Here is a 15,654-nt window from a genome sequence, read left to right on the forward strand (position 1 = left end):
ATGTAAGTAATTGATGCACTGGGATATATGGCAATATGTAGAATCGCGATAAACAAATAACGATAAGCAAATATACAAATCCTTGGATGATGAGCAAATGGGTAAGCAAGAAAGTACAAGTATATTGTTTGGGCAGTAGATCAGAAAAACTTGCAGATTTCCAGAAAATGTTTATCATATCAGAAATCGTTTGATAGTATCGAGTGAATAAGCCAAAAGGGCTGATCGGTTGGTCTGTGTCCAACCTTTTCCCGATACACGAACTATAAATAGAAGGAGTAAACAATGAACAAGATTTTCTTGCTAATAGTTATGCTAATAGCCGTAGCAGCCGTTTTTGCACAAAATCCCGTAGCAAAGGGTCAGACCCAATTCAACGCGGGTTTCGGTTTTTCATCCTGGGGTGTGCCGATATACTTGGGTTTGGATTATGGAGTACACAAGGATGTCACTATGGGTGGTGAGTTTTCTTTCAAGTCCTTCCGTGAAAAACTCCACGATGAACACTACAAGCATTCAGTAATTGGGATATCCGGTAATGCCAATTATCACTTTAACCACGTCCTGAAGATCCCGAAAAACTGGGATTTCTATGGCGGATTAAACGTTGGTTTTTACGTATGGAACTCACCGGATGATTATGAAGGAACGCACACATCAGGTTTGGGACTTGGTGCTCAAATCGGCGGGCGCTACTATTTTACGGAAAGCATGGGCGTGAATCTGGAACTGGGTGGCGGTAATGCTTTTTCCAGCGGGAAGATAGGTATTTCAATCAAACTATAAGCTGCGCCGAACCCTTCGCAAAGCGAAATGAAGGTGTTGGGGTCTTTGGTCGGCTTTGAATGGAATGCGGAGCCCGATAAAAAAACCGGACTCCGCAAATGATGCTTTAGATCAAGCCCTGATCCATCATGGCGTTTGCCACTTTGATGAAACCGGCTGTGTTTGCGCCTTTGACGTAGTTGATAAATCCGCCTTCCTTGCCGTAGCGTTCGCATTGGGCGTGGATGGCTTTCATGATGCTGTGCAGCTTGGCATCGACTTCCTCGCGGGTCCAGGAGATGCGCATGCTGTTTTGGGTCATTTCCAGACCGGAGGTTGCGACTCCGCCGGCGTTGGCAGCTTTGCCGGGACCGTAGAGAATCTTGTTCTCAAGGTAAACCTCGACTCCTTCAGGAGTAGTGGGCATATTGGCACCTTCGGAAACGCAGAAACAACCGTTTTTGATCAAGGTTTTGGCTTCTTCGCCGTTGATCTCGTTTTGCGTGGCGCATGGAAGAGCGATCTGAGCGGGGATGATCCAGGGTCTTTGACCGGGATAGAATTTGACGCCAAACTCATCGGCATATTCGCTGATGCGTCCGCGTTTGATGTTCTTCAGTTCCATCAGGTACTCCCACTTTTCGCCTTTGATGCCATCCGGATCGTGGATGAAACCATCGGAATCGGAAGCAGTGACGACTTTGCCGCCCATCATGTTGACCTTCTGGATGGCAAACTGCGAGACGTTTCCGGAGCCGGAGACGAGCACCGTCTTGCCTTGGAGGCTGTCACCGCGGGTCTTGAGCATTTCCTCGGCAAAATATACGGTTCCATAGCCTGTGGCTTCAGGACGGATCAGGCTTCCACCCCAATCGAGTCCCTTGCCGGTGAAGACACCGGTCACTTCGTTCACGATCTTTTTGTACATGCCATACATGAACCCGACTTCACGTTTACCCACTCCGATATCCCCGGCGGGTACGTCCCTGTTCGGACCAATGTGACGATAGAGCTCAAGCATGAAGGAATGACAGAAACGTTGGACTTCTTCGTCCGAACGACCGCGGGGGTTGAAATCCGAGCCGCCTTTGCCACCGCCCAAGGGAAGGGTGGTGAGACTGTTTTTGAATATTTGTTCGAAACCGAGGAACTTCAGGATGCCCAGATTCACGCTGGGGTGGAATCTCATGCCACCTTTGTAGGGACCGATGGCGCTGTTGAATTCCACGCGGAATCCACGGTTGACGATCACTTCCCCGCTATCCGTCTGCCATGGAACGCGGAAGATAATCACTCGCTCGGGTTCGACGATACGGTCCAATATCTTGGCTTTGCGATATTGGGGATTAGATTCATAGACGTCCCATATCGATTCGACGACTTCGGTTACCGCCTGGATAAACTCAGGTTGATCGGCGTTTTTTGCCGATACTTGGTGCAAGAATTCGTGCATGGTCATATTCACATACCTCCTGTGATTTTTTTTGTACACGAGTTTCTATGTTTTATTTAATTTCCATCATGGTATTTCACTTGATTATGACGGCGTTCTTTCCGTCAAATAAAATCTTCAGATTCTTCGGCGCGCGCCGCACTTCAAAGTAATTTCCCTGAAACACGCACTCCTGTTCCGAAAGCCAATTCCAATTCATATAGTCGTTTACGGCTTTGTCCCAGACCGTGAGATAGCCAACGTTCATGCTAAAAAGATTGTGGAAAAAGTGGCTGCCGTGCGAGGCTTCGATGGACATGTTTGGCAGGACGACTTCCACAATGACCTGGGCGTTGCAGATTTGGCTCCAGTTTACCGGAATACCAAGAAAGCGGTCGCTGGAACCCCATCTGCCGGGTCCGATCAATATATACTTCGTCTTGCTTTCGCGCATGCGTTGATTGATATTTTCCAGCTCGCGCGCCATTTCTTCAGTCTTGATGATGTTAAATTTCTCTGGAGGGATATAGATAACCGTTTCCAGTTCATCGTTGATCTCGCTGCCCAGCGCATAAGACGAGAACAACAATAAATCCTCGCGCTCCTCGGTATATTTCTCCAAGGGTTGTGAGTATTGAAGGATGTTCACGGAGATGGGGCGGATCTGCAAGAGGTGAAAACTTGCCAGACCGGTCTTGCCGTCAACGTCGAAGGCAAATTCCATCTCGATCTCGCAACCCAGCACCTCCCGCCCCAGATTGATAAAATCCATGATGATGTCTGCCAATGGAAACTGCTTGTAATGCAGAAGGTTGCGATATGTTATCACTCTCGCACCGCGAGCATAGGAACCGGAGATGAATTCCTTGTTTTCATAGTCCCAGACCGAGGTTAGGAGGTTGAGATCAGTCTCATACAGTTTCTGTGAAGTTCGAATCTTGATCAAAGAGGCATCCTCCCCTTCGCGAAGGTCAAATTCAGTCACATCCGGGGCGATGGCATATAGATGACGCTGAGCACCTTCCACGATGTCTATTGCACGAAACATATCCTTATTGGGATAGCGCGGACAGAAAGCGAAGGTGCGTTCACGCTCCACGGCAGTTTTTCCCAATCCGGTGGATAGGGATACGACTCCGTCCTCGTGTTTCATGTTTGTTCCGGGATAGTAATTGTAGGACTGCGCCACTCCGGAAACCAAAGGATAGTAATAGTCTCCGTGTTTCGAGCCGGCAACCTTTTGGATGATGATCGCCATCTTTTCTTCACGGGAAGGGATGCGTAGCGCTTCCCGATAGACGCGTGCGCTCTTCAGATACATAGAGGAATAGACCAGTTTGATCGCCTGTACCATTTGCTGGAGGCGGATATCGTGATTGGAATGACTGTTTGGGATGAGAAACGTTCTGAAAACTCCGGCGAAGGGATTGGTGATTGAATCTTCAAGCACGGAGGAAGAGCGGATCGCAAGGGGAAAATCCGTCTGACGGATGATTTGGCTCAGCACTGCGATCGCGTTGGTTGGGATATGGCAATTTAGAAATAGATCGTCTATCTCAGCGTCAGTTAAGGTTTCGTAGATACCGACGTCTTGCAGGACGGGATTGTTTGCCACGAACATGTCAAAGACGCCGGTGGCAAGAACAGCGGCGACAGGAACGGAGATACTTACTTCGGGATACTTTTCGCAGAGGTTGCTATAGCGGTTGAGAACGACATTGAGAAAAGCCAGTCCGCGGCCCTTGCCGCCGATTGAATCGTCTCCGATCTTATAGATCAGATTGATCTTAAAATCGCTTTCCTGGTTAAAATCTTGAATCTTCTCGCGCCGGCGGTAGGAAATCAGGGACTGGAAGGCTTCCACGATCCGCTCTCTCAAAATAGTGGGATCGTTGATCTCCGCAAAACGGGCAACATATTGGGATAGCACCGTTTCCGCGTGAGTACGCAACCAGTTTTGGATATGAAGATTGTGATAATGATAGAGCAGAGATTCATCCGGGATGACCGATAACTGGTGCATGAAACCGATCAGGGTCTGCGCTTCGCCGATATTGCTTTGATCCGGCATTCGGAAGATGAATTTGCCAAAGCCGATCTCTGTTTCCAACCAGCGACGAAGCTGCACTTTCAAGCCCGGCAGGTCTTTGTAGAGGAATTCACCTTCGTTGCTGGTGACGATATCCCGATACATGGGGTTGAAACTTTGCAGGAGGAAAGGCAGGGTGGGCTTGCTTTTTCGGATATATTGCAGTAGTTTCAAACCGGCATCGCGTTCAAACTCGCCACGATGGTGATAATTGACGTTGCTGATAATGCCGATCACACTGTCTTCATACTCTTGGTAAAATTCCATAGCACCCGCAAAATCATGCACAAGGATTATCCTCGGGCGGGCATTCATATACAAGGTTTTGTTCATGTCCTGGTGCTCTCTGCGGATAACGGCTTGATTTAGTTGCATGATCTGTTCATAGAAAAGCGGCAGGAATTGCGAATAGTATGGGATGAAAGTCTCAACAACGAGGATCACCGGAACGGGAAAAATGCTGTTGTCATGCGCGATGTTTTTGCGCTCCTCCCACAGTTTGATGATCACCAGAAAGAGCTTTGAATCCCCGTTCCAATAGAACATATCGTCCACGCTCCGGAGTTCTTCGACGTGATTTTCGATGAACATCAGATCCTGTGGAGCTGCCAATAAAAAGAAAAGGGGTAGCTCCGGATGTGTCTCTTTGATCACCCTCACCAGTTCCAGAGCGATTCCACGCATTGATGCAAGGTGCAGCACGATGATATCGATCTGCTCAAGCTCCAACAGGCTTTGAGTGCTCTCCATCGAGGAGGCGTGAAAAATGCTGGGCTGTGTGCTCAGATTGAGCAGATAAAAGTCCTCCGCCACCTGTTCGGCAAGGAAACCATCAACCTCAAACACGAATGAATCATAGAGCGACGCGATCAGAAGAATGTGATGCACTCGATAGGGCATCATCTTTTCGAGGAGCTCGATCTCCCGCGACCAGTAGTTTGATGCGATCATGCGCTTTCCGCCTTAAACCTATATTTCATACACCTAATATCCACGCATCAAAACTATTTACCGATCACCGCGACGCCGGTTTTACCATCCATCCGCACTATCAGAGGATGGTCGAATTCCACATGGACAAAATAGTTCCCCCTTTCGGTGACGGGGCGCGCAAGCAACCATTCCAGATCGACAAAATCGGTGCTGGAGACGAAAGGTATGGTGAAATATCCCACGTTCATCGCCACCAGATTGTGGAAGAAGTGCGTGCCCTGTGAGGCTTCGACGATGAAATCCCTCAAGCCCGTTTCGAGGATGACCTTGGCACGATTGATCTGGGGCCAGCGGACAGGGATGCCCAGAAACTTGTCTCTCGAGCCCCAACGCCCCGGACCGATCAGGATATAACGTTTTCCCAGCCTTGCCATCTTTTCGTTGAAGCGCTCGATCTCTTCCTGCATGGGGAGCGTCATGGTCTTATCAAAGTTGTTTGGATCGAGATAGATGATATCCGTCAGATCGTTGATCACCCCGTTTCCCATGCCGTGCTCAGTGTACATGAGCAGATCTTCCTTGTCGAGGTTTTCCGTGTCGATGCGATAGGCATCGGTATTGACGGAGAGCGGTCTGATCTGCAAAATATAAAAGGTGGGCTTCTGATTGTAACGCGGATCGACGTCCAGATTCACGGCAAATTCGATCTCTACCGGGATTCCGAGCGCGATTTCTCCGATTTCGAGCAGTTCTCGCACGATCCTTGCCAGGGGAAATTGATTGTATTTTAGCACACCGGAAAAGGTGAGAACCCTCATCCCGCGCTCGTTTAGGTTATCCGTGAGCCGATAGTTTTCATAATCCCATACCGAAGCCAGATATCTCAAGACGCCATGCGATTCGGCATTTTTGAGATTCAGCTTCACTAATGTGATCTCTTCACCTTTTTTGAGGTCAAAATCGTTCATGGAGAGATCCAACACATAGTATTCTTTTTGTGAAGACCGCATCATTTCCTGCTGGGGCAGCATCTCGGTATCTGGATAGCGGGGACAGAAACGATGATTGAGCTTGCCTTCGACTACGGATTTTCCCAGCCCCAAAGCGATATTGGCAATGCCGTCGATATGGGTCATGTGTCCGGTCGGATAGAAGTTGTAGGACTGAGCGACACCGGAGATATGAGGATAATAATAGTGTTCGCCTTTGAGGCAGCCGGCGACCTCCTGGATGATCACCGCCATCTTTTCTTCTTCGGCTTTGAAGTTCAGGGCTTCAAGGAAGTTGCGCGCGTCGGAGAGATATACGGATGAAAAGACGAGTTTGATCGCATCCATCAATTGGCGCAAACGATGGAGTTTATCGGAGTGATTGTTGGGCAGCATAAATGTGCGATAGACTCCAGCAAGCGGCTGTGCCTGAGAATCTTCCAGCAAGCTGGAGGAGCGCACGGCTATGGGGTATTTGATTTGGTCGAGGAAGACCTCAAGCCTGTGCACGAGCTGCTCGGAGAGTTTTCCCTCAATGAATATTGAATCGATCTCCTCATCTGTCTTACCATGGATCTTTTCCACGATGCTGTTGCTCTCCACAAAGCGGTCAAATTCGTTCGTGCCGATGATTGCCGTGCTGGGCAGGGATATTCCGACATTCTCAAATTTCTTTTCAAACTCCATCGTGGTGAGCAGCGCGTTCAAGAATGCCAAGCCACGTCCCTTTCCACCGAGCGAACCTTCCGTGAGCCGGATAATCTGGTTCATCTCGCTCAGTGACACGGCATCGAAATTGATGATCTTGCCGCGGTTTTTGTCGATGCGTACGGTGCGGAAGATGTGATGTAGAAACTGACGCACCTCATCCTTGCTGGCAAAATCGTCTATCTTCATCGGGCGGATGCGTTTGGCGATTTGTACTTCGCCGTGGGCGATCAACCAGTTTGAGAAATGATTGAATTTGCTGTGAAAGATCAGCGAATCATCTGGAACGTGCAGGATCTTTTCCTCGAATTCGGCGATGTTTGCCGCTTCGTTGATGATCTCACCGTCGCTATTGCGAAAGACGAAATTGCCGAAACCGAGATTATAGACCATGAAGTTGCGCAAGTCCGCAAAGAGATGTTTTGAGTTTTTATTCAGAAAGTTTACGCCAAGTTCCGTGGCGATCTCTTTGTTTTCGTCCTCCGAGGATTGAAGAATAATGGGCAGGTCTTTGTTCTTGGACATGATTTCTTTGATCAGTTTGATCCCCGCTTGGGCATGCACCTCGCCATTGATCTTGTATCGCACGTCCGAGATCAGGCAGAGCAGATAGTTCTTGTATTTCTCATATAGCATCAACGCTTCTTCATAATCATGCGCGAGCAGCACTTTGGGGCGGATGCGCATCCTCAGGCGTTTATTGATGTCGCTCACTTCCTCTTCGATGAGCCTTTGGGTTTGTTTCATGATCACGCTGTAGAGCGAAGGCAAAAACATTGAGTAATAGTGGATCGAATCTTCCACCAACAGGATGACGCGCACCAAACCGTTCGCAGTATCAAACTCCACGTTCATCTGATCTTCCACGTTTTTGACCATTGCCAGGAAGAGCTTCGTATCTCCATTCCACAAAAACACGTCGTCGATATATTTCTTATCCTCGGGATGATTTTCCCAGATGATATAATCCGATGCCACATTCAATAACAGAAGCACCGGCAGGTCGGGCTTGAAGGATTTGATCTCCTTGGCGAGCTGGAAGGGACCGATATCACCGATGCGCATCATCGTGATCACGAGGTCATAATTGTTTTCCTTCAATTTCTCCAAGGCTTCGGTGCCGGTGGGCACGCTGGTGATTCGTGGCGCGGTACTCAGATTGAGCTGGCGGTATTCTCCAAAGATCTGTTCGGAGAGGCGTCCGTCCTGTTCGAAAATGAAGGCATCGTAAAAAGTGGAAACCAACAGAATATCCCGTACACGTCTTTGCATCAATTGATGAAAGATGTCCTCGCCAAATTTGAATTTATTGTAATAGTAATTCAGTTCTTCCATTTTCATGGGCACATCCTCAACTTCATAAATAAGCGTTCAGATGATAATGAGGTAAAAGTGGATAATATGTCAATGAAAATAATGGAGGATTCTTTAACTGATATGGAGATAGTGAGTTGTGCGCGCAAGGGCAAAGTGAGTTAAACTTTTTTTACGGAGCATGATTACCGGCAAGCGAAGACATTCTATTACTTAAAGTCTAAGAAGAAATAATGAAACACATGACTATTATGAGGTTCGTTTGTTGCTGATATATCCCCTGTAAGTGAGTATGGGTTTGTGTTTATTTGAAAAAATCCTATGAGAGTTTCTCGTCTATTAGTGGATAATTGTGAAAACCTTGTCAATGTGTTTTCCAATATTACCGCGAAGAGTCTGCTCACCATCCTTGCTCATTTCAGTTCTGTGAACAATATCACCATGATGTTGATCAATACGATTAACCATGGTGAAAGCAACGAGATCACAGAAGTGTGTCAGGCAATTGCGGATAACGTATTCCTCTTCCAAAAGATCAACTTGCTGGGCAATTGGTATCCCACTATGCGGGTTACCCGCTCCTCAAGAAGCTTGCATAATGAGGTAACACTGCACGTTTATAGAAGACAAGACGGTTTACTGGAATTATTGGACAGCTTTTCCCTGATTAAAAACTTTGCATGTTCCGAACATGCTTTGCTTCCCATCAGGATTTTTGCTCCAGGTAACTCGAAAGAGTTTATCCAGTTTATTTCCGATATTAGGTTTCAATTGGAAAGAACGAAACTGCTTGATGATTTTGAAGTAGCTCATGCCAAAATTGATAATCAGGCTATCAAATCAGCCCTAAAACTCAACTACGGAACTATCAAATCCGGTGATGTCGCAACGGTCTCCACGATCAACGAATGGCACAATTACATCAAGGAAATGATCAGCGCCAGTTTATCACATCAGGATGTCAGCATAACGACCAAGCCCTATAGCATCTCCGATGTGTCGATCGTTCTGGATAATGAATCCGTGAAAGATGCCGTTACTCTGCAAATCATCCCCGGTCATTTATTGCACAGATACCTGAGCAACCTGCTCGTTATATCGGATTATATCAATTTCTACAATAACCCCGCGCTTGATTACAACAAAAAGTTCGCTGAACATTTCGTTACAGTAGATGATAACTACACCTCAATAACATTTGAAACTGACAATCAATCTAGTCGCATTAAAAAATGCATCCTTGGAAAATCCTACTATTTTATGCATACATCCTCTACTAAAATAGCTTCAACCGAGGAAGAGGAAACATTTATAATCCCGGATATACTCTTCAATCCGGCAATTGATAGATACCCCACAACGGGTTTGTCCACCAGCCCGGAGCATGGCTATAAAATCAGGTTGAAAGACGTCAAAGAGCATGGGGGAAAGTATGCTTTGGTACTAAATTATGATGATGATGGCAAGCCAACCGAACTCTTTGAAGGACGTATCGACGTAAGGGCATACCCGTTTTACATTGATCCGAGAATTGATCTGATCATCAGAAAAGGCAAAGATGTTTCTCCCCAAACAAAGGATAATTATATTTACAAGAATCATTCTGCAGAGGACTACTTTGCCACATTTTGCGAATTGAATTCGGAAGAGAGGCAGCAAGAACAGCTTGGTGTTATTCTAACAAACAGCTATGAAAAGCAAAATGACCTTCTCTGTAATATCCAAGATTTAGGAGTTAACAAGACTATAGTCATCAGAGACTGGTATTCTGCACATCAGGAATTGATCAATACGGTTTTGCAGAACCAACCTGATTTCTTTGAAGACTACCAAATTTCCTATGTTATACCAACCAAGTTTTTATATCAAACGTGGTATTTGGGTGTTCCCAATACCAGCCCAAGAAAAGACCTTGCCTGCGAGATAATGGTCAAGATGACAGAGCCGCATGATATGGAAACGCTGAAAATACTTGGCTTGGGAATACCTGTCAACCGTCAAGCTTATGCTAAGAAAGAAAAAAAATACTTCCCCAGTTTGGAGTATGAGAAATTACTGGAGAAACTGAAAACTAGCAATGCCGTTCCAGTTTCCTATATGCTCTGCTATTACAAGCTTGTAACACCCATTGGTGGTGCGCTCCGGAATCTGGCGCTTGCGACAAAATCTAACAATAGCAAAGATAACCAAATCGGTATTCTGGTAGATAGCTATCTAAAGCTCAAGAATAGCCTATGCAAAAGCTGTCTGCTAAAGGGTGAAAGATGTCCCTTAACACAGCCATCCTCAAACAACACCAAATAAGCCGAAGCCACAACAGATACTCAAATTGTATCTCAAGATAGGGCGGTTAACAACTCTGAAACGCCATCTTCGTGAAGCTCTTCAAGATGATCTGCCATTTCGTTTTATCAAGAATCGAAACCCGATGTGCAAACTGATTGAAGGCGAGATGTGAATTCGATTTGAATGGATAAAACTCCATCAGGACGGGACACCTTCCCCCTTTGCATTACGGTATCAATACGGACTCATTACGGACTTAGTCCGTATTGACTCCGTAATGCTCACGGGGAAGGATAGGGTGAGATCGTGTAAACGATTCAGGGAGAGTATGATGCGGCACTACGAGGAAAAGCAGGGAATTATGGATTTGAAGGTGATTAATTTGCCATGCTGGAGGATACTCATGATAAAAAAAAGAACGGGCACGATCATTGAGATCGCGCCCGTATAGGGTCATCGATCATCGGACGAAAAAGCGGCAGCGCCATCCGCCGATGAAGTGATCATAATTATTTCAACAGCAGCATCTTGCGGGTCTGGCTGTTTCCGTTGATAGACAGACTGTAGAAGTATAAACCGGAGCCGACAGCTTTGCCGCCGTCATCGGTTCCGTTCCAGATAATTGAGTGCTTTCCACGCGCTACATCGGATTCCAGCAAGGTTTTAACCACCTGTCCCTTGATGTTATAGATCATTAGTTTCGCGTTTCCGCCTTGTGCGGCGTTGAAAGCGATGGTGGTGGTGGGGTTGAAGGGGTTGGGATAGTTTTGCAGCAGCTCGAATGGTTTTTGAATGATGTGATCATCGTTGCTCACATAATTATCCGGTGGGATGGTCGTGAACTTGATCGCCAATCCGGCTTGCAAAGGAGTTGCGGTCGGAGGGTAAAAATTGGCGTGGGTATAGGACAAACCTACAGTCTGACTGTGGTTTTCGATGCCGACGGTGCAATAGTTTGTCGTGGTCCCGGGGTTGTCAACGGTGTGATACTGAACCACGATGTCGCCATCCCGATCCTGTTGCGGATAGAGGATGATCTGAAACTTTTCCAGCGAAGGGGTGTTTGAATTGATGGTATATTGGTTGTAGGCATCGTTCCATTGGACGATATAGCGGTTGTTTGCCGCGTCAAACCAATAGAGAATGCGCATATTGGCGAAGATGGGGTTGCCATCTGGGTCCACACCGGTTTTTCTTCCTTTGAGGTCATCCCAATAACCTGCGATCATGGCATAGGGACCCAAAGCTGCGGGGATGTAGTGATTGTAGAAATCTTCCATATCCGTGGGCAACAGTGAGATCCAACCGTTGGAACACATGGTGACGTGATTATAGTTTCTGCCATAGAACCTGAAGTTGAAGGGCAGATCGACCGTGCGGGATCCATCGTCCATGATCAACCAAAGGTTGCCCTGTCCGCCCAGGAGAGGATCAAGTTCGATCCAATTATAGGTCGGGGTTTGGGCAAAACCGGCATCAAAACTGTCATAGGCATAGTATCCGTAGGGACAAGGGCCGGTGGGCGAAGTGGTTGCAGGCGTTCCCGCAGTGAGCGCATAGAAAGCCGTGGTGCTGTATCCGCTGCCGCTGATGAGCAGTTTGATCGGGATGTTTCTGCCATGCCATGCACCCGAAGCCACCTGGATGTTTGCGGTGAACTGTTTGGTTTCGCCGACTGCGACGGTGCCGATATTTATGAGACCTGATCCGATAACCGCGGCTTCGGTGAGTGATACTATTTGCACGCCGGCATTTGTCAGCGCCACGTTTCCGGTATTGATAACCGAAATGACGACCGGACTGGAAACACCGAGGTGGAGGATACCGCTTGCGTCCACAACGGTGAATTCGGCTCCTCCGGCGACCAACTGGAAGCTGTGATTAGTGGCGGGATTGGTGATATTGACATCAAAATGCAGCAAGTCTCGGGGTTGGATGTTTGCACCAGCGGTGAGGTTGAAGCTCAAGGTGGTCGTTGCGCCCGCTGCAAGCGTAGTGATAGTCTGGGTCGGATTTGCGATTGAAACACCCTCGATGTTGATCAAGGAGACGTTAATGTTGCTGTAGTTGCCGCTGCTATAATTCTTGAAGGTTAGTTGAAGAGTGTGGCTCGTTGCCGGGTTGATGGTTGTTTCGATAAGGGAGTTTACTGTGATGCCGATAGTAGCGGCGGCGGAGGGGGTCATCGTTGCTACCAGCGGCACAAAATTGGGCTTGCTGATGGTGACTACAAGGTTTCCGCTTTCTTCAGGATTAACTGGCAGGATTGCATATCCGTTCTTCACCACCGCATAGGAGTATGTGGTTTGATTTTTAGTACCGGAGACCATGGCGTTTTCCAGATGTGGAGCGCTGATGCGGATGTGGCTTGCGGACTGAGCATAGGTCAATCCACCTTGGATGACGTTTGAGGAGATCGTCGAAGGTTCCAGTATCCACATATTTAGGCTGGGATCGGAAAGCAGGTTATAGACATGGTAATAGAAAGCGACATATTGGTTTGGCGCGAGGTCATTGGGAAAGTTTTTATACAATTCTATCTTTCCGATCAGGACGCTGGTGCCAAAGCCTCTCACGCCATAATCATAGATGCTGCGGAAGGCTCCGCTGGAAATGGAATTGTTGTATCTCGTCTTGGTGTGCAGATCCGAGGGACCTACGAAAGCGATGGCTCCTCCAGGTTGGGCGACACTGCCCATGCGCATCCATTTTTCGCCAAAACTGGGATTCACCGAATTGGCAAAATCACCGGTGTTGCAGACGATGGAAAAGACGATCGGCATGCGCGGACCGTTGAAGGTGTTGTTCAAATCGGGAATATGGAAAGAGGGATAGTGCCAGCCGTTGGCATCTCCCCATCCGCGATAGCTGATGATCTGCACGCCTTGATTGATGGCGGAGATGATCGATTGCGTGCCCGGATAAGTAGGTGGATAGAAAACAGTATCCACCTGGGTGTATCCATAGTCCAACATCCTGTTGCGCAACCAACGGGACATTTGCACCGGAGTGATCGGTCTGAGACCGCCTTCGGCATAGTTTCCGGCAACTGCGAGCCCCCGTTTCATCCAGGCAGGGTTGGACATGAAAGGGCTTCTCTCATAGACCACGGTCTTGTTTGCCATAGTCATAAACTCCGAGATATCGTTGAATGAGAAACGTCCCACAAGCATTTCGGGGAAATAATCGTCTCCATCCAAAAGCGCGTACTGATGGTCGTCAGCGTCGTTTTCGGCATATTCCGGAGAGGGAAAGAAAGCCGTGGGGATCGAATAGTTTCCGGTCACGTCTCCCAACAGCATCAGATAGTCGCAGTGGTTTTCATTCCAATGATTTTGGATGAATTGTATATAATGATCCAGGGTCGTGCCGATCTGGGATTTGTATGCCACATAGACATCAAAGCCAATGGAACGTTTCCAGTTGATATAGTCATTTTGATAGCTGGCAAGGTTGGTGTGGCTCAGAATGAGCATTTTGGGACGCGCCACCGGCAGGTTGCGCAAATAGGACGTTTCGAAATTATCCGCCAAAACCTTGTAAGCATCGATGAAAGCGGGGGAGACGGAGGTGGGCATGACAATCGGCTGTGAGCCCGCCAGCGCGAAATCCACATCCTTGAGGGTGTAGATCTTGCCGTCGCGTAATACCTGGGTTTCGATGACGACTGTGAAACCACGCATCTCGCGCATGGTGAATGAGTTTGCCAGATTGATCATGTCGTGGTTGCGGTTGCTTTCGGTATATAGGAAGTTTCCGTTTTCGTCAAAGACGTTCCAAAGACTTCTGGAAATATTTAGTGTCGCCGCTTGATATGGCAGGGCAAAAGTTTTGGAAATGGCGGTGTGGGATACAAATTCATCATCCTCACCGGGTTCGGACACTTCTGCAGGGGCGAGGCGCAGGTTTTCAACCCTGGCGTTTAGCCCTGCTGCATGTGTGTCGTATCTTTCATAAGCCGCCGCACTTAGCAGGCTCACAAAAAGCAGTAGTGTCAATAATATAAATGATCTCATTAATCCTCCCAATTTTGGTACCTTGTGTATATGCAAGAACTATTCCGAAGTGCTTTCAAGTGATCTCCGATATTTATTTACAGTTGGAAAAGTAATTGCAACTGATTTAAAAGCTTATGCTCTATTCGCGGTTGAGCGCTACGCATGATCTATGAGAGCGTTCTCAGCCGCAAAATCTAAAAGGATATATAATGATAATAAAGACTCGCCTTGGCTCGATCCTGGTGCTCGTAATGCTGTTGCTTGCTGTTTCCTGCGGGACAAATACGAAGCTGACCAATCCCGATGATCAAGATGTGCTGCTCTTTGGCAGCGACGACAGCTTTGATGCGGTTACTTGGAATCTGCGCACCTTTCCGCTAATTAATCCCGGTACGCTTGAAGTCCTCGCGCAAATGATTCCTCTGATGAAGGTGGACATGATCGCCTTTCAGGAGATCATGGATTATTCCGCGTTTATGCAACTTGCGGGGATGATTCCACATTACAACGCTTATGTTTACACTGCCACTACCAGTTATCGCCTTGCCTATCTGTATGATAGCAGAACCGTCGAGGTGCGCGATCAATACACTATCTTTAATGGTGAGACCAATCCCTTTCCCCGTGCGCCCTATGTGTTGGAAATCACCTGGCAGGGAAAGGATATCGTGCTGATCAACAATCATTTGAAAGCCATGGGTGACAACATTATCGACGTTAGTGATTCATGGGATGAGGAAATGAGACGCCGCCTCGCTTGCGAAAAACTCGATCTGTATATCCGCCAAAACTTTGATACAAACAGGGTGATCGTGCTGGGAGACTTGAACGACCAGATCCAGGAATCGGTCGAGACCAACGTGTTCCTGAGTTTCCTAAACCGCCCTGAGGAATATCTTTTCACCACTATGCACACCGCGCAAAACCCCACATCGACGACGGTCTCCTACCCAATATCCTTTTCTCACATCGACCACATTCTCATATCCAACGAACTTTTTGAGTCCTATGCCGATTCTCGCAGCGTCTGCAAAACGATTGTGGCTGAGAATTGGATGGGAAACTGGTCAAACTATTACAATCAGGTGTCCGACCACAGGCCAGTGGGGATAAAGCTCTATATTGACTGAGTAAGTTTTC

The 15,654-nt window shown here is 47.5% G+C and carries 7 protein-coding genes; 3 read left to right on the forward strand and 4 right to left on the reverse strand.

The features are described from left to right. Window positions 1–285 precede the first annotated feature (285 nt). Window positions 286–786, forward strand: a complete 501-nt coding sequence (locus Q8M98_05635; protein MDP3114243.1) for a hypothetical protein — start codon at window positions 286–288, stop codon at window positions 784–786. Window positions 787–892: 106 nt separating this feature from the next. Here Q8M98_05635 and gdhA read toward each other — a convergent pair whose 3' ends face one another. From gdhA to Q8M98_05650, 3 genes are all read right to left on the reverse strand, one after another. Further along, window positions 893–2,224 carry an NADP-specific glutamate dehydrogenase gene (gdhA, locus tag Q8M98_05640; GenBank protein MDP3114244.1) on the reverse strand — a complete coding sequence of 444 codons (1,332 nt, stop codon included), beginning with the start codon at window positions 2,222–2,224 and terminating at the stop codon, window positions 893–895. A gap of 70 nt (window positions 2,225–2,294) precedes the next feature. Then, the gene (locus Q8M98_05645) at window positions 2,295–5,237 is read right to left on the reverse strand and encodes a PEP/pyruvate-binding domain-containing protein (protein MDP3114245.1); all 2,943 of its coding nucleotides are present in this window, start codon (window positions 5,235–5,237) and stop codon (window positions 2,295–2,297) included. A 53-nt stretch (window positions 5,238–5,290) separates the two neighbouring features. Then, entirely contained in the window at window positions 5,291–8,257 is a 2,967-nt protein-coding gene (locus Q8M98_05650; protein ID MDP3114246.1) for a PEP/pyruvate-binding domain-containing protein, read from the reverse strand. Window positions 8,258–8,572: 315 nt separating this feature from the next. Between Q8M98_05650 and Q8M98_05655 the strand changes: the two genes are divergently transcribed. Then, window positions 8,573–10,534: a hypothetical protein gene (locus tag Q8M98_05655; protein MDP3114247.1), complete on the forward strand. Its 1,962-nt coding sequence runs from the start codon at window positions 8,573–8,575 to the stop codon at window positions 10,532–10,534. A 491-nt stretch (window positions 10,535–11,025) separates the two neighbouring features. On the opposite strand, the gene Q8M98_05660 is transcribed toward Q8M98_05655, so the two are convergent. Further along, a complete protein-coding gene (locus tag Q8M98_05660) occupies window positions 11,026–14,532 on the reverse strand; it encodes a C25 family cysteine peptidase (GenBank protein MDP3114248.1) in 3,507 nt (1,168 codons plus the stop codon). A 191-nt stretch (window positions 14,533–14,723) separates the two neighbouring features. Between Q8M98_05660 and Q8M98_05665 the strand changes: the two genes are divergently transcribed. Next, entirely contained in the window at window positions 14,724–15,644 is a 921-nt protein-coding gene (locus Q8M98_05665; GenBank protein MDP3114249.1) for an endonuclease/exonuclease/phosphatase family protein, read from the forward strand. Window positions 15,645–15,654 lie beyond the last annotated feature (10 nt).

It is taken from the genome of Candidatus Cloacimonadaceae bacterium (genome assembly GCA_030693415.1).
Classification (GTDB): domain Bacteria; phylum Cloacimonadota; class Cloacimonadia; order Cloacimonadales; family Cloacimonadaceae; genus JAUYAR01.